This is a genomic window from Microbacterium sp. sgz311019 (genome assembly GCF_056135325.1).
In genome coordinates this window covers 279,510-299,044 of sequence record NZ_JBWAXO010000002.1, presented here as the reverse complement: position 1 = coordinate 299,044, position 19,535 = coordinate 279,510, and the positions used below count along the sequence as shown (strand labels likewise).

General features: G+C 67.3%; 20 protein-coding genes and 1 pseudogene. 14 read left to right on the top strand and 7 right to left on the bottom strand.

Annotated elements, in window-relative coordinates; translation table 11 throughout:
• The first annotated feature begins 36 nt into the window (after positions 1 to 36).
• From AC0NZN_RS04265 to AC0NZN_RS04240, 6 genes are all read left to right on the top strand, one after another.
• On the top strand, positions 37 to 810 hold the full coding sequence (locus AC0NZN_RS04265) for a G1 family glutamic endopeptidase (protein ID WP_474591021.1): 774 nt from the start codon (positions 37 to 39) through the stop codon (positions 808 to 810).
• Positions 811 to 933: 123 nt separating this feature from the next.
• Complete coding sequence (locus AC0NZN_RS04260; RefSeq protein ID WP_474591020.1) at positions 934 to 1,638, top strand: hypothetical protein; 705 nt, start codon at positions 934 to 936, stop codon at positions 1,636 to 1,638.
• Between the two features lie 231 nt (positions 1,639 to 1,869).
• Positions 1,870 to 3,009, top strand: coding sequence for a glycosyltransferase (locus tag AC0NZN_RS04255; protein ID WP_474591019.1), 1,140 nt, complete (start codon positions 1,870 to 1,872; stop codon positions 3,007 to 3,009).
• Between the two features lie 173 nt (positions 3,010 to 3,182).
• A complete protein-coding gene (locus AC0NZN_RS04250) occupies positions 3,183 to 4,286 on the top strand; it encodes a fatty acid desaturase family protein (RefSeq protein ID WP_474591018.1) in 1,104 nt (367 codons plus the stop codon).
• Between the two features lie 79 nt (positions 4,287 to 4,365).
• A complete protein-coding gene (locus tag AC0NZN_RS04245; RefSeq protein WP_474591017.1) occupies positions 4,366 to 5,013 on the top strand; it encodes a GAF and ANTAR domain-containing protein in 648 nt (215 codons plus the stop codon).
• 26 nt (positions 5,014 to 5,039) lie between these two features.
• Positions 5,040 to 5,756: an ANTAR domain-containing protein gene (locus AC0NZN_RS04240; RefSeq protein ID WP_474591016.1), complete on the top strand. Its 717-nt coding sequence runs from the start codon at positions 5,040 to 5,042 to the stop codon at positions 5,754 to 5,756.
• Positions 5,757 to 5,765: 9 nt separating this feature from the next.
• Here the strand turns inward: AC0NZN_RS04240 and AC0NZN_RS04235 are convergent, their stop codons facing one another.
• Entirely contained in the window at positions 5,766 to 5,936 is a 171-nt protein-coding gene (locus AC0NZN_RS04235; RefSeq protein WP_474591015.1) for a hypothetical protein, read from the bottom strand.
• Between the two features lie 467 nt (positions 5,937 to 6,403).
• Between AC0NZN_RS04235 and AC0NZN_RS04230 the strand changes: the two genes are divergently transcribed.
• The 4 genes from AC0NZN_RS04230 to AC0NZN_RS04215 all read left to right on the top strand — a co-directional run bounded on the left by AC0NZN_RS04230 (position 6,404) and on the right by AC0NZN_RS04215 (position 9,630).
• The gene (locus AC0NZN_RS04230) at positions 6,404 to 7,174 is read left to right on the top strand and encodes a DUF4386 family protein (RefSeq protein ID WP_474591014.1); all 771 of its coding nucleotides are present in this window, start codon (positions 6,404 to 6,406) and stop codon (positions 7,172 to 7,174) included.
• A 77-nt stretch (positions 7,175 to 7,251) separates the two neighbouring features.
• Positions 7,252 to 7,974: a 2-oxo acid dehydrogenase subunit E2 gene (locus tag AC0NZN_RS04225; protein ID WP_474591013.1), complete on the top strand. Its 723-nt coding sequence runs from the start codon at positions 7,252 to 7,254 to the stop codon at positions 7,972 to 7,974.
• Entirely contained in the window at positions 7,971 to 8,357 is a 387-nt protein-coding gene (locus AC0NZN_RS04220; protein ID WP_474591012.1) for an amidase family protein, read from the top strand. The genes AC0NZN_RS04225 and AC0NZN_RS04220 overlap by 4 nt, the downstream gene beginning before the upstream one ends.
• Before the next feature lie 85 nt (positions 8,358 to 8,442).
• The gene (locus tag AC0NZN_RS04215; RefSeq protein ID WP_474591011.1) at positions 8,443 to 9,630 is read left to right on the top strand and encodes an IS110 family RNA-guided transposase; all 1,188 of its coding nucleotides are present in this window, start codon (positions 8,443 to 8,445) and stop codon (positions 9,628 to 9,630) included.
• A gap of 2 nt (positions 9,631 to 9,632) precedes the next feature.
• Here AC0NZN_RS04215 and AC0NZN_RS04210 read toward each other — a convergent pair.
• The 5 genes and pseudogenes from AC0NZN_RS04210 to AC0NZN_RS04190 all read right to left on the bottom strand — a co-directional run.
• Positions 9,633 to 9,794, bottom strand: a pseudogene (locus AC0NZN_RS04210) (transposase); the annotation flags it as partial.
• An 803-nt stretch (positions 9,795 to 10,597) separates the two neighbouring features.
• Entirely contained in the window at positions 10,598 to 11,143 is a 546-nt protein-coding gene (locus tag AC0NZN_RS04205) for a hypothetical protein (RefSeq protein WP_474591010.1), read from the bottom strand.
• A 118-nt stretch (positions 11,144 to 11,261) separates the two neighbouring features.
• Positions 11,262 to 12,266: an ABC transporter permease gene (locus tag AC0NZN_RS04200; protein ID WP_474591009.1), complete on the bottom strand. Its 1,005-nt coding sequence runs from the start codon at positions 12,264 to 12,266 to the stop codon at positions 11,262 to 11,264.
• A gap of 85 nt (positions 12,267 to 12,351) precedes the next feature.
• Positions 12,352 to 12,990, bottom strand: a complete 639-nt coding sequence (locus AC0NZN_RS04195) for an ATP-binding cassette domain-containing protein (RefSeq protein WP_474591008.1) — start codon at positions 12,988 to 12,990, stop codon at positions 12,352 to 12,354.
• Between the two features lie 7 nt (positions 12,991 to 12,997).
• Positions 12,998 to 13,993 carry a hypothetical protein gene (locus AC0NZN_RS04190; RefSeq protein ID WP_474591007.1) on the bottom strand — a complete coding sequence of 332 codons (996 nt, stop codon included), beginning with the start codon at positions 13,991 to 13,993 and terminating at the stop codon, positions 12,998 to 13,000.
• A gap of 666 nt (positions 13,994 to 14,659) precedes the next feature.
• Between AC0NZN_RS04190 and AC0NZN_RS04185 the strand changes: the two genes are divergently transcribed.
• The 3 genes from AC0NZN_RS04185 to AC0NZN_RS04175 all read left to right on the top strand — a co-directional run bounded on the left by AC0NZN_RS04185 (position 14,660) and on the right by AC0NZN_RS04175 (position 18,032).
• Positions 14,660 to 15,880 carry an amidase family protein gene (locus AC0NZN_RS04185; RefSeq protein WP_474591006.1) on the top strand — a complete coding sequence of 407 codons (1,221 nt, stop codon included), beginning with the start codon at positions 14,660 to 14,662 and terminating at the stop codon, positions 15,878 to 15,880.
• A gap of 108 nt (positions 15,881 to 15,988) precedes the next feature.
• Positions 15,989 to 17,170, top strand: a complete 1,182-nt coding sequence (locus AC0NZN_RS04180; RefSeq protein WP_474591005.1) for an alkaline phosphatase family protein — start codon at positions 15,989 to 15,991, stop codon at positions 17,168 to 17,170.
• 151 nt (positions 17,171 to 17,321) lie between these two features.
• Positions 17,322 to 18,032, top strand: coding sequence for a TMEM175 family protein (locus tag AC0NZN_RS04175; protein ID WP_474591004.1), 711 nt, complete (start codon positions 17,322 to 17,324; stop codon positions 18,030 to 18,032).
• Positions 18,033 to 18,121: 89 nt separating this feature from the next.
• On the opposite strand, the gene AC0NZN_RS04170 is transcribed toward AC0NZN_RS04175, so the two are convergent.
• Positions 18,122 to 18,544: a nitroreductase family deazaflavin-dependent oxidoreductase gene (locus AC0NZN_RS04170; protein ID WP_474591003.1), complete on the bottom strand. Its 423-nt coding sequence runs from the start codon at positions 18,542 to 18,544 to the stop codon at positions 18,122 to 18,124.
• 92 nt (positions 18,545 to 18,636) lie between these two features.
• Here AC0NZN_RS04170 and sigJ point away from each other — a divergent pair, with 92 nt between their 5' ends.
• On the top strand, positions 18,637 to 19,500 hold the full coding sequence (sigJ, locus tag AC0NZN_RS04165) for an RNA polymerase sigma factor SigJ (protein WP_474591002.1): 864 nt from the start codon (positions 18,637 to 18,639) through the stop codon (positions 19,498 to 19,500).
• The last annotated feature ends 35 nt before the right edge of the window (positions 19,501 to 19,535 follow it).

The window sequence follows — 19,535 nt, the reverse complement described above, 5'->3', positions numbered from 1 at the left end:
TATCGGCGCGGGCGACGCACTGAGATGAGGTGGGCTATGGTCTGGCGCAGGATGGTGGCGACGGTATCTTCGGTGGGATTGGTGGCGGCAGCGCTGCTCGGGCCCACCGCATCCGGTGCGGAGGCGATCTTCCATAAGCCACGGATACCCAACCACGGGGCGACGACGACATCGGCCGCCTGGTCGTCCTCCAACTGGTCGGGCTACGCCATCACCTCGGGTGCGCCGTACAACAGCATCACCGGCACGTGGACCGTGCCGGCCGCCGGGTCGACCAAGACCGCGACCTACTCGTCGAACTGGATCGGCATCGACGGGTTCAACAACTCGAGCCTCATCCAGACGGGCACCGAGTCGGACAACTCGCACGGGCGTGCCACCTACCGGGCGTGGTGGGAGATCCTCCCCACCGCCGAGACGGTCATCCCGTCGATGACCGTCCACCCGGGCGATGTCATGACCGCATCCATCACCAAGGGATCGGGCACGTCGTGGACCATCACGCTCACCGACACGACGACCGGCACGTCGTTCTCGACGGTCCAGAACTACACGGGGCCGCAGACGTCGGCCGAGTGGATCGAGGAAGCACCGCAGGTCGGCGGCAAGGTCGCACCGCTCGCCCACTACGGCACGTCGACGTTCGACCCGGGCACGGTCAACGGCAGGAACCCGGGCCTGACGACCGGGGACAGCGGCGTCATGGTGCAGAACCGCGTGCAGGTCTCGACGCCGTCGAACCCGGATGGCGACACCGACGGCTTCACCGTCGCCTACGGCTCCGCCGTCCCGGCACCTCCGGCCAGCTGAGTCCGGAGCACGCGCCCGAGGCCGCGCCGCTGCTGATGCACGGTGCGGCCTCTGCTGTGCGCCGGGGAGGCGTGCGGGACCTTCGACCCGTGATGCGCGGTGCTCGCGCAGGACGATCGGGGCATGTCGACCGAGGAACTCGCGCAGACGGGTGAGGATGCGGGGACCGCCGTCGCGACGGAGCACCCCGCCCCGCGATGGGACAGCCGCTGGCTCCTCCGGTGGATCGCCGTGGTGACGATCGCGGAGGCCGTCGGATTCGTCGCTCCCGCCACCGTCGGAGTCCTGGCCGGGGATTCGCCGGCTTTCGTCCCCCTTCTCCTCGCCGCCGGCGCGCTGGAAGGCGCCGTGCTGGGAGCGGGGCAGGCCGCCGTGCTCCGCCGACGACTCCCCCGGCTGAGGCGGACCGCCTGGATCCTCCTCACAGTCGCGGGAGCCCTCGTCGCGTACGGCGCGGGCTTCGTCCCCTCCACCCTGGAGCCGATGTGGATCGAGTGGGAGTCGTCCGCACAGGCGATGCTGCTCACGGGTGCGGTGGCCGTCATCCTGCTGTCGATCGGCACGGCGCAATGGTTCGAGCTGCGCCATCACGTGAGGCGCGCGGGCTGGTGGATCGCAGGTACCGCCGCCGCGTGGCTCGTCGCCCTCGGCCTGTTCCTCGCCATCGCGACCCCGCTGTGGCAGGAGGGGCAGGATGCGGCGACCGCGGTGCTCATCGGGGTGATGGCGGGCGCCGTCATGGCCGCGGCCATGGCCGCCACGACCGGCGTGGTGCTCGAGATGCTGCTGCGTCAGGCCGGACGGAGGGCTTCAGCGGAAGTGCGCTGATCTGCCCGAGGGCGGCGTCGATGTCTCGCTACTCGCAAGTCTCGCGTCGTTCGAGTAACCGCATCGACAATCGGCCCGAGGACGCAACTCGCGTAGCATGAGACCAACAGCGGTGACTGGATGCTCGATCCAGCGGCCGCTGACCGGATCGTGAGTCACGGTTCCGCGGGGGGTGCCATCCGGCAGACGTCTCGCCCTCGGCGCATGCGCCTGAGAGGAAGGGCGTGTCCGATGACACGGTATGGGTTCGTCAGCACGTTCCCCCCCACGAAGTGCGGAGTCGCAAGCTTCACCGCCGCCCTGGTCGGCGAGATCTCAACGCATCCGGGTGATGAGTCGGTCATCGTCCGCGTGGACGACGGCGCCCCGGCGGGGCCGTCGATGCCAGGCCTCCGCCAGCGGATCGCGGGCGTCCTGCGCCCCGACGAGCCGGAGAGACGGCACAGGGCCGCTGTCGAGCTCAACCAATGCGATGTGGTCATCGTGCAGCACGAGTTCGGGATGTACGGGGGCACCGACGGCGACGAGGTCATCGACCTGATCGACCGTATCGAGCCCCCCGTCATCGTGGTGATGCACACGATCCTTGCCGAGCCGACGCTGCAACAGCGTGCTGTCACGAAGGCGATCGCCCAGCGGGCCGACGTGGTCGTGGCGATGACGAGGCCCGGTGCGCGCCTGCTTCGCAACAAGTACGGTGTCGAGCTCTCGCGTCTCCGGGTGATCCCGCGCGGAGTGGATGACTGGGCACTCGCAGCATCCTCCGCACCTGTTCCGGATCACTCCCCGACCGTCCTGACGTGGGGCCTGCTCGGGCCGGGCAAGGGTGTCGAAGCCGGCATCCAGGCGATCGCGGAGCTGAAGCGGCGGGGCGCGGCGCCCGCCTATCGGGTCCTCGGTGCGATGTATCCGAAGATCGTCATGGAGAACGGTCAGCGGTACCGGCGATCCCTGCTCGCCCTCGCCGGGGAATCGGGCGTCGGCGATCTCGTCGAGGTCGACGGAAGCTACCGTGATGGGACTGAGCTCGCCGAGGCCGTCGCGGCGGCCGACGTCGTGCTGCTGGCCTACGACTCACCGGAGCAGACGACATCCGCGGTGCTCCTCGAGGCTCTCGCTGCGGGCCGCCCCGTGATCGCCACGCGATTCCCTCACGCGGTCGAACTGCTCGCCCGCGGGGGTGGAGTGCTTGTGGACGACGCGGACCCCGGCCGGATCGCGGATGCCATCGAGTCACTGTTGAGTGCCCCCGGGGTGCGAGCGGGACGTCCGGCGCGCGCGCCCGGTGCCGCGATCGGATGGCCCGCTGTCGCGGAGCAGTTCACGGCTCTGGCTGCCGATCTCGTTCAGCCGATCAAAGCCGTGAGCTGAGGGCGCGCCGGAGTCTGGACGACCCCGAACCCGACGGTCGATCTGAGGACGCCGGTGTTCTGGGTGAGACCGCCGCGCCGTGACGACGCGCGCGTAGACTGAGGGCGGATGCCCTGGACCCCGCCATTCGCGCGACGCACGAGGTGCGCGCTTGTCGATCGGCAGGGTTCGAAATGACGGGAATCATCCCGGCTCGCTCCAGCTCGTCACCCATTCGGGCGACCCGCGGGACGGCGACCAACGCGTACACCGAGCTGTCGCGCGTCGTCGTCGGCAGCGGTCTGATGCGGCGCCGGTACGGGTACTACTGGACGAAGCTCGTCGCAGTACCGGTCGTGGTCGCCGCGGCCCTGCTGCTGTTCATCGTGCTCGGCGATACCTGGTGGCAGCTGTTCACGGCGGCCGGTCTCGCGATCCTGTTCACCCAGGTCGCGATGCTCGGTCACGACGCGGCGCATCGCCAGATCTTCCGCTCGGGTCGGTGGAACGACTGGACGAGCCTCGTGATCGGCAACCTCATCGTGGGGATGAGCTACGGCTGGTGGCAGCACAAGCACACTCGACACCATGCGAACCCGAACAAGATCGGCGCAGACCCCGACATCGAGCTCCCGGTGATCTCCTTCACGGCCGATCAGGCCGACGCGCGGCGCGCGGCCCGCAAGGGCGTGCTCGGCTGGGCGATGGCTCATCAGGGAGTGTTCTTCTTCCCGATCCTGCTGCTCGAGGGTCTCTCGCTGCATGCGTCGAGCGTCCATCGTGTCCTGTCGCGGGAGCCGCTGCGGCGCCGCTGGGTGGAGATCGCATTCCTCGCGGTGCGGCTGATCGCCTTCCCCGTCCTGGTGTTCCTCGTGCTCTCGCCCGGGATCGCCTTCGCGTTCCTGGGTGTGCAACTCGGACTGTTCGGCGTCTACATGGGCATGGTGTTCGCACCCAATCACAAGGGCATGCCGATCGTCCCCGCCGACGTGAAGGTCGACTTCTTGCGGCGACAGGTGCTGATGAGTCGGAACGTCCGCGGTTCCCGCATCCTTGACACCGTGATGGGCGGGCTGAACTACCAGATCGAGCACCACCTGTTCCCCTCCATGCCGCGGCCTCACCTTCGCCGTGCATCGGCGATCATCGAGCGGTACTGCAGCGATCAGGGTCTCACGTACACGCGGACCGGGTTGTGGCAGTCGTACGGCATCGTCGTCCGCTACATCAATCGCGTCGGTCTCGGCGAACGCGACCCGTTCGAATGCCCGATGCTGCAGGTTCGACAGTCCGTCTAGCCCGGGGAGGACGAGACGCCGGGCGTAGGGTGAGGGCAAGGCGCGAATAGTCAGCGGGCCCTGTCCCTCGGTAAGGAGAATGATGCACTCGCTCGGCACACACGGCGCCGCGCAGCTGTGCGCGCAGTTCGTCTCCGCGCTCCCGGTGCAGCACGCTGCGATCTCGACACTCGGACCCCCGTTCGAGCTCGAGACCCTGTGCTGGAGCGATCCGCTGGCGGCCACGCTCGATCGGCTGCAGCTCGACTATGGCGAAGGGCCCTGCTGGCAGGCGAAGGCGTCCGGATCACCTGTGCTCATGCCGGATCTGCGGAAGCCCTTGACGGCGTCGTGGCCCGTCATCCATGAAGCCATCGCATCGCACGAGATCCTCAGCGCCTACGCCTTCCCCCTGTCGGTCGGGCGCTTGAGCATCGGCGCGGTGGATCTGTATTCCCCTCTGCCCGATGCCATGTCGGCCACCGACGTCGCCACGGCGACCACGATGGCGGACGAGACGGCCGTCGTCGTCCTGAGACACGCCATGGACCACCGGGGCGAGGACGTGGTGAACGACCCCTCATCGAGGAGGATCGTGCATCAGGCGACCGGGATGGTGATCGCCCAGCTGCGCATCCCCGCGGACGACGCACTGCTCGTGCTGCGCGCCCATGCCTTCGCCATGGAGACCTCGGTCGCGGACGTCGCTGCGGACGTCGTCGCTCGCCGCCTGGACTTCGCCGAATGATCGCTCGGCAGGCGTACATTGGCATCATGGCGGCGCGGGAGCGGGAACGGGAGCTCGTCGAGACCTTCGTGGAACTCGCCGATACCCTTGTCGCCGGTTATGACATCGTCGACCTGCTCTACCGGCTCGTCAATCGCTGCGTCAGCACCCTCGACGCCGTTGACGCCGGGATTCTGCTCCCCAACGAGAACGACCAGCTCGAGGTCGTGGCATCCACGAGTGAGCGCAGCCGGCTGATCAGCCTCATGCAGCTCACCTCGAATGAGGGACCGTGCGTCGACGCCTACCGCACCGGCCGCGTCGTCACCGTCGACGACATCGCGGCGACCTACGCCCGATGGCCGACCTTCGCGACGGACGCGGCCGAGTTCGGCTACCAGTCGATGCACGCCATCCCGCTCCGCCTCCGCCAGCAGGTCATCGGATCGCTCAATCTCTTCAGCGACAAGCCCGGCCCCCTCAACGCCGACGACGCGGTCGCGGCACAGGCGCTGGCCGACATCGCAACGATCGGGATCCTCCATGAACGTGTCCTCCGCGAGTCCGACGTCGCGCGCGCCCAGTTGCAACGCGCCCTGGACAGCCGCGTCATCATCGAGCAGGCGAAGGGCATCATCTCGTACCGCGACACCGTCGACATGGACGAGGCCTTCCGCCGGCTTCGCGAGCAGGCGCGCAGCTCGGGGCGGCTCCTCTCGGAGCACGCCCGAGAGATCGTCGAGGACGCCGGTCGTCGCGGCTGAGGCCCGCGGTTACGGCCGTGAGTCCCGGATGGCCTCGATGATCGCCCTGGCGGCGATGATCGTGGTCAACTGTCCGTTCAGCTCGTCCCGGCGCGCCACGTCGGTGGCCACCACCTGACCGAGTTCGGCGCGGATCTCCTCCTCGCGCTCGGTGAGCCTCTCGAACTGTGGTTCGCTCATCATTCGCCTCCCCGGCCCATCCTTCGACGTGAGAATGGCCCTGTGCTACAGAGTCTTTCGCCGGCCTGGCACATGATGCAACTTGCCTCGCATCGCGTCTCCGCCCCTCAGCGAGGCCGGGGGTCCGCAGATGCAGGGTCGCCTGCTCCCACCCAGACCGCGGGCTCGGCCTCGAAGCCCTCGAACAGCCTCACGGCCGCTCCCACGTCTCCGGCAGCCCGATATCCCGACGGCGCCTCATCGACGAGTTGTCCGTCGCGGGGTCCGCCGACCAGTACGAACGCGTCTCCGTGCATACCATCCGGCCTAACACGTCGCCCGGACGGGCGAGACGGGGTTGCATGACAGAGCAACCCGTTGTACAGGACGACCATTCAGGACCTTCGACCCTGGGGCAGACGGGGCGGGCCGACTTGAATCGGTGCTCGAAGGCGAAGGCCGGGCCATCGCTCAGATCGGGGGCATTCATGGATGCCGCAGCGCGGGAACGCGTCGAACCGTCCGCCGTCGTGGACGCGCACTGGCGGCCCCTGCTCAGAATCGGCGCCGTCGCGGCGGTGGTCGTCGTGATCATGATCCCGATCCAGGCGCTGGTGTTCATCCTCATCCCGCCCCCGCAGACGGTCCTGGAGTACTTCGACCTCTTCCAGCGCAATCCGCTGCTCGGTCTGCTCGACCTCGACCTTCTCCTGACGATCGACTACCTCGTGATGATCCCGTTCTACCTTGCGCTGTTCATTGTGCTCCGGCGAGTGTCCGCGACCTCAGCGCTCGTCGCACTGGTCCTCGGCCTGTTCAGCGTGGCGTTGTTCCTTTTCTCGCGCGAGGCGACGTTCTCGATGTGGCTGCTGAGCAACCAGCACGCATCCGCCGCCACGGCGACACAACGGGCCGCGCTGGTGGCCTCTGGCCAGATGCTGCTCACGCTCTACAACGGCGGTTCGTTCGGTCTGAGCTACCTCCTCGGCGCCGCCAGCACGCTGATCTTCTCCGTCGCCATGGTCCGATATCGCGTCTTCGGCGTGCTCCCCGGCGTCGTCGGAATCATCACCGGCATCTCGATGCTCGTCCCCGCCAACCTGGGCCAGATCGGCGTGCTGATCGCGATGCTCTCGCTGATTCCGACGGTGGTGTGGCTGATCCTGCTCAGTCGCGCGCTCTTCCGCACCGCACGCGCGATCCCCGTTGCCGCTGCACCCGCAGCGCCCTCCATGGGGAAGAGGGCGACTGTGCCGTGAAAACCGGAACCCGCGCAGCGAGATATCGGATCGTCCCGCTGCCCCGCAGCCGCCGCGTGATGTCAGCCTTGATGCGCGTGGCGAACAAGCGCCGGCTCATCCTGGCCTTCACTGAGGCGGACGTGACCGAGCCACGGCGGATGATCCGCGAGCATCGCCGCGACACCGGCGAATCGATCTCCCTCACCGCGTACACCGCGGCGTGTCTGGCGCGCGCGGTCGCGCAGCATCCAGCGCTGAACTCCGCACGGCACGGTCGCAAGCTGGTGCTTTTCGACGACATCAATGTGGTCTGCTATCTCGAACGGATGCAGGGCGGTGAACCGACGGTCGGATTCCTGACCCTGCACGGGGCCGACCGGACATCGGTGCGCGAGCTCAGCGCCCGGCTGCGCGCCGGGCAGGCTCAGGATGCCCCGGCTCCGCGAGGTCTGCGGCATCTGCCGGTGGCCGTGTACAGACCCGCCGTGCGGTATCTCGCGCGGAATCCCCGCTTCCTCGCCGAGGCGGGTGTCATCGCGATCTCGAATGTCGGGGCAGGCAGCGCCGGCGTGCCCGGGTGGGGGTTCGCCCCGAGCGCGACGAGTGTCGAGGTGACACTGGGCGGTATCGCGAGGCGGCTCGAGCTGGTCGACGGCGAGCTGCGAGATCGCGAGCACCTGTGTGTGACGGTCTCTCTCGACCACGACATCGTCGACGGAGCAGCCGCGGCACGCTTCGTGCGGACGTTCGTCGACATGATCGCATCCGGTGCGGCGCTCGCCGACGTTGCGTTCGCCACGACGAAGGGCGAACGATGACCGACTCGACGAGTCGGCTCTGGCGTCTGAGCGCAGCCGAGCTGGCGGCCGGCATCCGAACACGGGAGTTCTCGTCGCGCGACGTCATCGATGCCCATCTCGACCGCATCTCCGCCGTGAACGGGGACGTCAACGCCATCACGGTGGTCCTCGCCGATCACGCGAGGGATGCGGCCGGCAGGGCCGATCGTGCGGTCGCAGAAGGGGCCCCGCTGGGGCCGTTGCACGGCGTGCCGTTCCTTACTGTGAATGGCGTGGATCCGGGGCGCTCGTATGCTTCGGAACGCGCCAGGGGTTCCGGGCATGGTTTCGTGCCTTCCGCCAACCGATGGCATGCCGTGATTAGCCACCCGGGACCCCGCAACGGCAGGACCGCTCATTGAGAAACGCGAACAGTCGCCCCGTAAGGACATGCCGGCATGGTCGTTGATGGTGCACACCCCCACCCCCGAAGGAGAGGACGTCTGCGTGCCGCAGCTGTGGGCCGGGATCGATGCCGGCAAGACTCATCATCATTGCGTTGTGATCGACGCTGACGGGAACAAGCTCCTGTCCCGCAGGTTCGCGAACCGAGAACCCGAGATCCTCACCTTGCTCGGTGACATCGCGGGTCTTCCCGGCCGGATCGATGTCGCATGGGCGACCGATCTGAACCACGGCGGGTCGGGTCTGCTGCAGGCCGTGCTCGCGGAACACCGTCAGCCGCTGCATTACATCCCGGGTCGCGCCGCCTATCACGCCGCTCATACCTATCGGGGCGAGGCGAAGACGGATGCCAAGGACGCCGTGGTCATTGCTGATCAGGCGCGTATCCGTCGGGACGTGAACCTGATGCGCCCGGTTGATGAGATTTCCGCCGAGCTGCGGCTGTTGTCTGCGCGACGGGAGGATCTTGTTCATGACCGGACCCGCACGGTGAACCGTCTGCGCGCGCTCCTGTTGCATTACTTCCCGACGCTCGAGGACGCGTTCAACTATGCGACCACGAAGGGGCCGCTGCTTCTGCTGACCAAGTATCAGACTCCTGGGGCGATCCGCCGGATGGGCGAACGGCGTCTGGCTACGTGGTTGAAGAACCACTACTGCACGAAGTCCGCGGCCGTCGCGGCGACCGCTGTCCAGGCAGCTGCGCAGCAGCACACCACCGTGACCGGCGAGGCAGCCGCAGCACGCCTGGTCGCGCGGATCGCTCGTGACCTTCTCCGGATCCGGGGCGAGGTGTTAGAAGTCGAAGCTGAGATCGTCGAGGTTCTTCAGAAGAATCCCCTCGCCGGGCCGCTGATGACCATCCCAGGGTTCGGGACCCGCCTGGCCGCAGATTTCCTTGCCGCAACCGGGACGGACCTCACCTACTTTGGGACCCCGGACCGGCTCGCCAGCTTCGCGGGCCTTGCACCCGTCCCGCGCGACTCAGGCAAGGTCTCTGGCAACCATCACCGGCCGCGACGCTATGACCGGCGACTGCTGAACGCGTGCTACCTGTCGGCATTCATCGCCGCCAGGGCCTGCCCCGTGTCCCGGGAGTTCTACGACAGAAAACGACGCGAAGGCAAGTCTCACAAGCAAGCACTCATCGCTCTCGCACGACGTCGGATCAACGTCATCTGGGCGATCCTCCGCGACGGAACAACCTTCCAAACCCCAGCGATCACATGACCGCGGCGGTCTCCGCGCCGGTTCAGCCGATGTCGCACGGTGTTGCCGCTCGACACCGGCGTTGGGGGCAACTCCCGCCAACGCGGCGAAAGCTGCCTCGTCGCCGACGCGGCCCGGATGGGAGCAGACCGTGAGAACACCGCAGCGGTGGCGGGGCCGCCGCCTGGCGTGTCAATCAGCCCGGGTGCCAGCTCGGCGACCAATTGCTGAAGGGAAGCATGTTGCCCGCCGGTTGTTCGGTGTACATAACTTCTAAGATGTCCGGAATTGAAACCACAGCGAGACTCCGACTGGGGCTACTGCCGGGAATGGGATCAACTGGGTTTTCGGGATGGATATCAGACTCAATAGTTCGATCAAGTGACGGAGTCCACGCAACGGTGAGTCCGCAGTTCTGTCGCGACCAGTTTGAACGCGCCCCCCAAGAGGAGCGCGTTCAAACTGGACTAATCGAATCCGAGAACTACCCGAATGACTGGCACGAGGGGACCGAATTGATGCTCGTCCCACCCACGCTTCCGTTCCAGTATCCGCCACCCGTCTTGCCGACGCCATTCGAGTACGCCGCCTCGTCCTGGAAGGTGCCAGACGCGCCGTGGTGGAAGACCAGGACGCTTCCAGGTGGCTGGTTGTCGACGTACGTATTCCCGGTGGTGGTCAGGTATCCATATTGTGCCCCGCAGCCACGGGTACCGGATGCGGAGGTACTCGCCTCTGCTGCCATTGGAACAGCGACCGCCAGTGCGATTGCCGCCGCGCACGCGCCGAGAGTGGCGAGACCACTCCTCCGTGTAAATACCTTTCGCATTAACGTCCTTTCGTCAAGCTCGAGGAGATATTGTTGAGCACAACGTACAACGTGAATGAGGTCAGCCGCAAGCATTTTCGCAAGCTTTTGGGCTAACTGGCATTCCGAATATATGTTTGACGGGAGAGTATTGCGGCTTTGAACTGATCAGATGACTAGTCACCATGTCGACCCCGGGCGAGGACACACGCTGGAAGGGCTTACCGGGTGTCCTGCGCTGTCCGTCGTCGCGGCGGTCGCTGTTGGCTCCCACAGGGTCTGCTGCTCGCTGCGTTGGTATCCGTCGACGAAGACGTCGAAGCTTGGAGCAGTTCCGTGGACGAGGCCCTTCCGGATTAGGCAATTCCACTGCGTGATCCGGACGTTGTAGCGGGCCTTCAGCTCGGTGTCGGAGAGCGCAGTCATTTTCGGTGACCCGACCTTCTCCTCGCATTTCTGGAGGTTGTCCATCACCTCCTGCGACGTGTGTCCTGTGGAGTCGACAGCGAATCCGGTCTCGTCGGTGGGCGTCTCGACAGTCTTGAATCCCGCGTCCCGCATGCACGCGCGGACGAGGATGTTGTGTTCTGCTGGGGTTCCGTTGAATGGTGTCGAGGTGGCGCCCGCGGGGGATGCGTGAGCGGAAGGCGTTGCCGTTGCGGCACACCCGCAGAGGATGACCAGTGCAACAATGAGCAGGCTGGCGGCGTTAAGTGTTCGGTTCACTGTTCTCCCCGGGTGACTCGAAGTTCTCAGGATTCTTGCGGACGTGCCCGGCGCTTGTTGGACGCGGCAGCCGCCCTATGTGGCCTGGGACTGCGGTTGCCTGTCGGTACTGCCGCCATTAGGGAACCCGTAGGACGCGGACCGGATCTTGCCGGGCTGCGATCGCTGCGGGGGGAACGGCGGCAACGAGCCCCGCGATCACGATGAGCACCGCCGCCCCGGCGATGAACGACCACGGCGGCAGTGATCCGGCCAGCATGGCCACGAGCGGAATCCCCAAGACGCTTCCGAGAACGGCGCCGCCGATCACGGGCACCGATGCCTCGAGGACGGTGAGCGCGACGATTGCACTCCGGGACGCTCCCAGGGCTCGTCGGCGCCCGATGTCCCGGCGTCTCGCGTTGAGAGCAAGGATCATCGTCAGGGAAACGAGGACCATTCCCGCCCCGATCGCGCCCGCCGCAAGCTGACGACCGAGGCTTCCGACGGAGCCGCTGACGATCTTTCCGAGATTGATGAGGTCGTCCGACGTCTGAATCTGCAGATGGTCGGACTGAACACCGGCGACCGCCCTGATTTGTCGGGAGACCACGCCGACATCGGCCGTGGAGTCCGCGAGAACGTAGAGCAGCGTTGCGCGGACCTGAGTCTGATCGGTCGGCTCAATGAGCACGAGGCGATCGAGATCTCCGAGCACACCGGACGCGCTGTACCGGCCGACCACAGGCCTGACCGTGCCGCCATCGCGAATGGCCCCGGATGGCTGGCCGAATTGCAGAGCTGACTGCGCGCGTGCGCTGATGATCGCCTCCCCTGCCTGCGGTGTCCTTCCCGGGGAGACGCGCACCAGTGATGGGAGCGGGGTGAGCACTGCACGCGCGGCGACGTTGGCGCGCCCGCCATCGGAAGATGCATTGTGCACGTCTGTGGCCGGCCCGAGCGCGAGCACCCATTCCGCCTCGTGGATAGCCGTGACGCGGGCGATGGCATCGGCGGCGAGACCGGGATCGGGTTCGGTAATCGTCACCGTGAGCAGTCTTGGTCCGGCCTCGTCGATGCGGTTCAGTAGTTGCGCTTCCGCCGCTGCGCCTTGCCCGGCCGTTAGAAAGGTCGTGAACATCATCGCCGCGGCGATCAGCGCTATGACGATGGTTGTAGACCGACGGGCTCTCGCACTGCCGATCGCTTCGGTGATGGCTCTCGTGCGGCTAAGGGGCATGACTCACATCAATCGTCGCGTCGCACGTGTCCGCGCGGCCGCGGTCGTGTGTGGCTACGATGACCACGCCGCCCTCGTCTGCATGCCTGCGCAGCGCAGCCCAGACAACATCGGCTGATTCCGCATCGAGGTTCCCGGTGGGCTCGTCAGCAAAGACGATCTCCGGGTTGGTGATAAATGCACGGCACAGGGCCACCCGCTGCGCTTGACCTCCGGAGATCTGGCCGGGCCTTCTTTCGGGATCGACGGTCACCTGGAACTGATGCAGCAGCCGCTTAGCGTCGGCGGCTGATGGTTGCGCCACACCGAACAGGGCGCCCTCCAGGACGTTGTCGATGATGCTGCGTGCCGGATCAAGAAGGGCATCTTGGAACACGAAGCCCATGCGCTCCGCACGCACCTGCGCACACCGCCAGTCAGGTGCGCCCATCATCTCGACGCCGTCCACCATCAGTGATCCGCTCGTTCCGCGCAGCATCAGTCCAAGCAGGTACAGCAACGTCGACTTTCCCGAACCCGATCTACCCGTCAGCGCCGTCATCGAACTCCGTGGAAAAGACGCGGTCATACGGGAGACGACGGGCGCGTCACGCCCGTAGCCGAAACTTAGCTCGACGGTCTCGATCACGCGTGGCTCACTCGCTCGAGGTGAACAGAAGGATGCTCGTTCCCGCATCGATGCCAGTAACAAGGGCCAGCCCCTGTCCGCGAGCCGTGACCGTGACCGGCCACGTCCCACCCCTCGCGAGGCGCACATTCGCGTCGCCAGATGGGCCCGTGACAAGAGCGGAGTCGGGGACCACCAATCCCTTCGCGACGGGGATAACCTCAACCGATGCGGGGATGATGGTCGTCGTCGAAGCGGACAGCGTCGACGCACAGACCTCCGTACATGCCGACGCCCCCGACTCATCGACAACCGAGAAGACGGATTGCCCATCCGACGTGGTGGTTGGCCCCGATAGCACTCCGTGAATGGTCGAGCCGTCAGCGAGCGTCAGCAATACTTTCATCCCGGACGCGAATGTGGGGTTGGACGCAGCATTGATAGACACGTCCGGCCTCTCCGCGGCCATCGTTAGAAACGGCGTACCGGTCGTGATCGCGGATCCCACCGAAAGATCAGTCGCCACGGAGCCCTTCCCGGGCAATTGTGCGACGAAGAGGAGATCGCCCAGGTGGACGACGCCATCGACGGGCGCTCCCAGTCGGCTCTGCCACGAGCGGACCGCCCGCGTCACCGAGCGGTCGAAGACCTGACCGTCGCTCAGTCCGAGGAACGCGCGCAGCTGCGCGACGTCGGGACCCTTTGTGCCAGCCGACATGTCACGAAACGCAGGGATCGCCCCTTCAGCGACGACGACTGGTTGCAGATCGACCGTCGCGATCACGTCCCCAACGCCAATTTGCTTCTTCGGGTCGACCGATAGCTGCGTCAGTGTCCCCGACAGTCCAGACGTCAACCTCTGCCCGGCCCCGAACGTCACGCCCGCCTGCGCGGGATCAACCTGACCCACCTGCCCCGATACGATCGTGTATGTTGCCAGTCGCGAGCCGGACGTGGGCGGCTGTGGGGGTCGCATTACAGCGATAGCGCCCGCCACCGCGATCACAACAGCCGCGATCGCCACGATCGCCCAGAGGATATGGACCCTCGCCCGAGAAGTTGGGTTCACCGCGCAACCTCACGCGCAAATTCGGGCCCGGGAGGGAACCGCCAGTCACTCGGGCCGGTGTGGACCTGGCGGCCCACGTGTTCAAATCGACCAATTCGGCTATCGATGCGCACGAGCCCTTCACTCAGCGGACGGGCGACGTCCGACACGTCAGACCAAGCGGTCAGCGCCCGCGGCGGAGCGTAAATCGATCATTCACACTAATTGCCGTCATGTCAATGAATGCCATGCCGGTGCGCGCCCCGCGCGTCGTCTGCGGCGGACGCTGCGCTCCTCGAGCTCGGCATCGCCCGGGCGGTCGGGGTGCCGATTGCGCGCTACAACACACCCGAGTCGCCGCCGCCCTCCGGGAGGCACGGTCTGCGCGCTGCGCGCTTTCGTCTGGAAGCCCTCGGCGGCATACAGGCCGGCGTCGTTCGCGCAAGCGGCTGCGCTGCCGCCTCCGCCGAGATTCACGGCACGCGGTCGCAAGCTCCCCTATTTCGCGCCGAGATTCTCTCCTCCACCGCCCTCCGGGTTGCACTCCCGCCTCCGACCCTCCGCGGCACTACGCGCCTTCCAGGCGAAAGAACCACTGGGAGGAAGGGCCATGAACCTCACGAAACGGCTTGACAAACCTGATTGAGAATCACGGTCAAGGAGAACATCGACCTCGCCGGCTCGGCGACCACACAGGGCGTGCCCGCCCTCGCAGATGCCGTCCCGTCGGCCGATGCTCCCCACGTCGAACGGCTCCGCGCCGCGGGCGCGATTCCGATCGCGCGCACGAACTGTCCCGACTTCGGCATCGGATGGCACACCGTGAGCACCTTGCACGGTGCCACCCGCAACCCTTGGAGTCCCGAGGTGACACCGGGGGGATCCAGCGGAGGCGAGGCCGCCGCCATCGCGACGGGGATGAGCCCGCTCGGCGTCGGCGGTGACCTCAGCGGCTCGCTGCGGTGGCCCGCCTCGTGCTGCGCGATCGCAGCGTTGAAGCCGACGCTCGGGCGCATCCCCCGCGCAGCGATGCAGGTGCCGGCGGAACAGCCGATCAGTCTGCAGTTGATGCTGGCGGAAGGACCTCTCGCCCGCCGTGTGGCCGATCTGCGCGTCGCGCTCGAGGTCATGGCGGGCGCGGACTGGCGCGACCCATGGTCGGTGCCGGTGCCCGTGCATGCCGCCGCCGACGGCCGACCCGTGCGCATCGCCCTCGTCCCCGATCCCTCTCCCGGAGGGACAGCCTCCGAGATCCGGCAGGTTGTCGCCGCGATCGGCGAGGCGCTGGCGGATGCCGGCTACGTCGTCGAAGAAGTGGAGCCGCCGGGCATCGAGGAGGCGGCCGCTGTCTGGCTCGACATCCTGAAATCGGATATGACCACTGCCATGGAGACGCTGCAGCCGCCGTGGGGCATCGAGCAGGCGACGTTCGTCGAGCGGCTGTTCGCGCTGTCGGAACCACCCGCACCGGCCGTCACCTTGGAGGCATACGTCGCACGACAACGCCTGCAGCGCGCGTGGGGCGAATTCTTGGATGGCGGACGCGTCGTCGTCGCTCCGGTGTACGGAGGCCTTCCCTTCGCGGCTCGCGACAGTCTCGCCGATGTCGCCGCGACGTTCGCCCTGATGTCGATCACCAGCGCGTGCAATGCACTCGGCCTTCCCGCCGTCGCCGTTCCCGGCGGCATCGCCGCAGGCTTGCCGATCGGGGTGCAGGTGATCGGTGCGGGATTCTGCGAGCAGAGCTGCCTCGACGTCGCCGCAGCGATCGAATCGTATGCCGGAGCGCCGACCCCGATCGATCCGCGACGGCCCTCGTCGGAACCATTCAGACCTCGTGATCAGGCCGTGAGGGTCACGTGAGCGTCGTCGAGTCCCCCGCGCGCCCGTGCGTGCGCAGTCCCCTTCTGCTGTGGCGGTCGCCGTGATTGCATGGGGGGCAGTGACGTCGACACGACCGGGGGTGCGGGGATGGCTGCGACGCGGCGGGTGATCGTGTTCCTCCAGGAGAACAAGACGCCGGACTTCTACTTCCCGACGATGTCGGCGTGGGGAGCGGCTGTCGCGAACTCGGGCAACCTGCTGACCACGCCGCCGAATTTCGACCAGCCCCATGACCGCAACGCGTGGGTGCACTACGCGATGGGCGACTACCCGGCCGAGCGGCTGCAGCTCGACAACGACACCGTCATCCCCTTCTACAGCTGGCTGGCGAAGCAGTTCGTGTTCAGCGACCACCACTTCGGCTCGGGATCCAACTCCACGCCCGGGCACATGCTCGCGATCGGCGGCCAGATGCCGACGTTGAAGAACCCGCCGTTCGTCGGCCCGCATCCGGTGTGGAACCTGCCGTCGATCTTCAGCCTCGCCGACTCCGCGAAGGTCTCGTGGGCGGCCTTCCCCGACCAGTCGGGCTACCCAACGAAGTTCTACACCTCGCTGACCTCAGCCCCCGGGAACAGCCACGTGCTGCGCCCGGCGGAATTCATCCCGATGGCCAAGGGCGGCACCCTCCCCGAGATCTGTTACGTCTGGTCGCCGGCGGGGTACGACGAGCATCCGCCGCTGGTGAGCACGCCGGACTACATCAGCAAGGGTCACGGACTGGTCTGGGATCGGGTGCAGGCCGTGATCGACGGCGGCGGCTGGGAGGAGACGGTCTTCATCCTCACCTGGGACGACTGGGGCGGCTACGCCGACTCCGTCCCGACGCCCGATATCGAAACTGCTCCGGATGCTCTGCACCCGGACGGATTCCAGATCATCGGCGGTTCCCGCATCCCGCTCATCATGTTCGGCGGCAACGTCGTGCAGCGGATAGACCCGGAATGGCATTCACACGCGTCGATCCCGAAGACGATCATGGATCTGTTCGGGCTGCCCCCGATGGGCGTCCCACGCGTGGATGACGCTCCCTCTCTCGCCCACCTCGTCGACGCCTCACTGACCCGCCCGGTGCCGCCCGCTCCGGGATCGACCGTGATCCAGCCCGCGCCGCCGACACCCACGCCGACGCCCGACGCCCCGCAGCCCTGGCCCGGGCCACTCCACACCCCGCTGCCCGAGCTCATCACCCTCGACGGAACACCGCTCCCCGCCCCGACCGACGGCAAAGTCAACAAGAACCCGCCGAAGCCACCCAAGACGGCGTAGCGATCACTCCTCGGGGATGTCGCGTCCGAACGTTTCGAGCGTGATCGCCTCGGGCTGCGGTCCGCCTCGCCCGCTCCGGCGGCCGAACTCGGCGCCGGCCGATCCGGGCTTTCACCCCAGGAAGGGCTCGACGCCGCTCCATAATGAGGGCATGGGCGAGGACGACAAGCTCGATGTCGCGGGGACACCGGAACCCGCTCGGCGACATCGTTCGCATCGCGGTGAGGGCAAGGGGCGGCTCGAGGCGTTCAGCGACGGCGTGATCGCCATCGCGATCACTCTGCTCGTGCTCGAGCTCGCGATCCCCGATTCCGCTGCGTCGCGACATGACCTGTGGCGTGCGGTTCTCGAGGAGTGGCCGGGATACCTCGGCTACCTGGTGAGCTTCTCGACGATCGGCGCGCTGTGGCTGGCCCACAACGCGATCACGGGGTACATCGATCGCGTCGATCAGAACTTCCTTCGCCTGAACCTCGTGTTCCTGTTCTTCGTCTGCCTGATGCCGTTCGTGACCCGGCTGCTGTCAGAGTTCATCGAGGTGAGCGGCGCGGAGCGCGTGGCATCCACCGTCTACGGAGTGACGCTTCTCGTGTGCGCCACGCTCATCTGGACGCTCTGGCGCTACGCGGTGGCGGCGGGCCTCGTGACGAGCGAAGCGGACGACGTCGAGATCGCGCTGCTCACCGATCGCCTCACGCCGGGCCTCGGCGGCTACATCGCGCTGATCCTCGTCGGCTTCTGGTTCCCGGTCGCCGCGGTGATCGGCTACCTGGTCGTGGCGGTCTTCCTCATCCTGCCGTTCCGGGTTCCTCGGCGACTGCGCACCCGCCCGCAACGGACCACGCAGCGAAAGGCGTCGTAAGCGACGTCCGGTGTGGCCCCGCGCGTGGGGCTGATTGGCGTCGCTCGTCAGGGTCCGAGAATGCAGGACCGTCGGTCGTCGATGGCCCGCTACGGCTGTTCGAGCACGATCGCGGCGGGGAAGCGCGCGAGCACGCGGTCGAACGGTGCCCGCGCGAGGCGGCCCGCCTCCGCGGCATCGACGATGCGTGGCCGGGTCAGGGTCGATTCCCGCCCCTTCCACCGCAGCGAGGCGCCGGCGCTCGCCATGACGTTGCGCGCCCAGTTGGTGTCGCGGCCCCACGGCAGCCCGATCATGACGATCGAGGCATCCTTCGTGGGCACGATCGCGATCGGCGTTTCGTAGGCGGTTCCGCTTCGTCGGCCACGGTGCCGGATCACCGCCCACAGCGGGACCCCGCGCCGCCCCGCGAGGGCCTTCGCGATCGGCGCGGTCGCATTCACGAGTCGGCGTGGTGGTCCCCCGGCCGTACGGGGACGCGGCGAGGTCTGGGCCTTGGACGTGTCATTCACGCTAAGAAGACGAGTGACGGGGGTCGGATGTGACAGGCAGGATGCGACGCAGGGTTGCGTCACATCCGCCCGTGGTGGATCGTCTTGATGCCATGACCGAATTCGCCTCCCTCTGGACCGCGTACCGACCACTGGTGCGCGATGTCGCCTACCGGGTGCTCGGATCGGTCGCCGAGGCGGAGGACGTCACCCAGGAGACGTACCTTCGGCTGCTCGCCCGCGGGGACGAACCCCTCGACGAACCGCGCGCCTGGCTCGTGACGGTCGCCTCGCGTCTCGCGATCGATCGGCTGCGGGCGCACGAGCACTCCCGGCGCGCGTACGTGGGCCCCTGGCTGCCGGAGCCGATCGTCACCGACGAGCGCACGCTCCCCGAAGACCGGGTCACCTTGGACGACTCGGTGCGGATGGCGCTGCTGGTCGTGCTCGAGCAGCTCACCCCGGCGGAGCGGACCGCGTTCCTGCTGCATGATGTCTTCGACCTCGACTTCGACCGGATCGCCGACGTGCTCGGAGTCTCCCCCACGGCTGCACGGCAATCCGCCTCCCGCGCCCGCCGGCGCATCGCGGACCACGGAGCCGCCCGCTTCTCGGTCGACCCGGCCACCGCCCGTCGTCTGTCGGAGCGATTCGCAGCGGCGGCCTCGGACGGCGACCTCGACGGGCTCGTCGCCGTGCTGGCCTCCGATGCACGCGGGCACTTCGATTCCGGCGGCCGCATCCCGGGGGCGCCGCAGAATGTCACCGTCGGCGCGGAGAACGTCGCCCGTCAGCTCCTGGCCTCGGTCGGCGGGCTCGGACTGCAATTCTCGCCCGCCGAGGTCAACGCCGCCCCGGGGGTCGTCGCCCGTCGCCGCGGGCGGGTCATTGCGGTCCTCGCCCTCGAGTACGGGGACGACCGGATCAGCTTCATCCACGGCATCGGCAACCCTGAGAAGCTCGCACACATCCTCTGACCGGCGCCCGCGGACCGCGTGGGCGGCTCGTATCC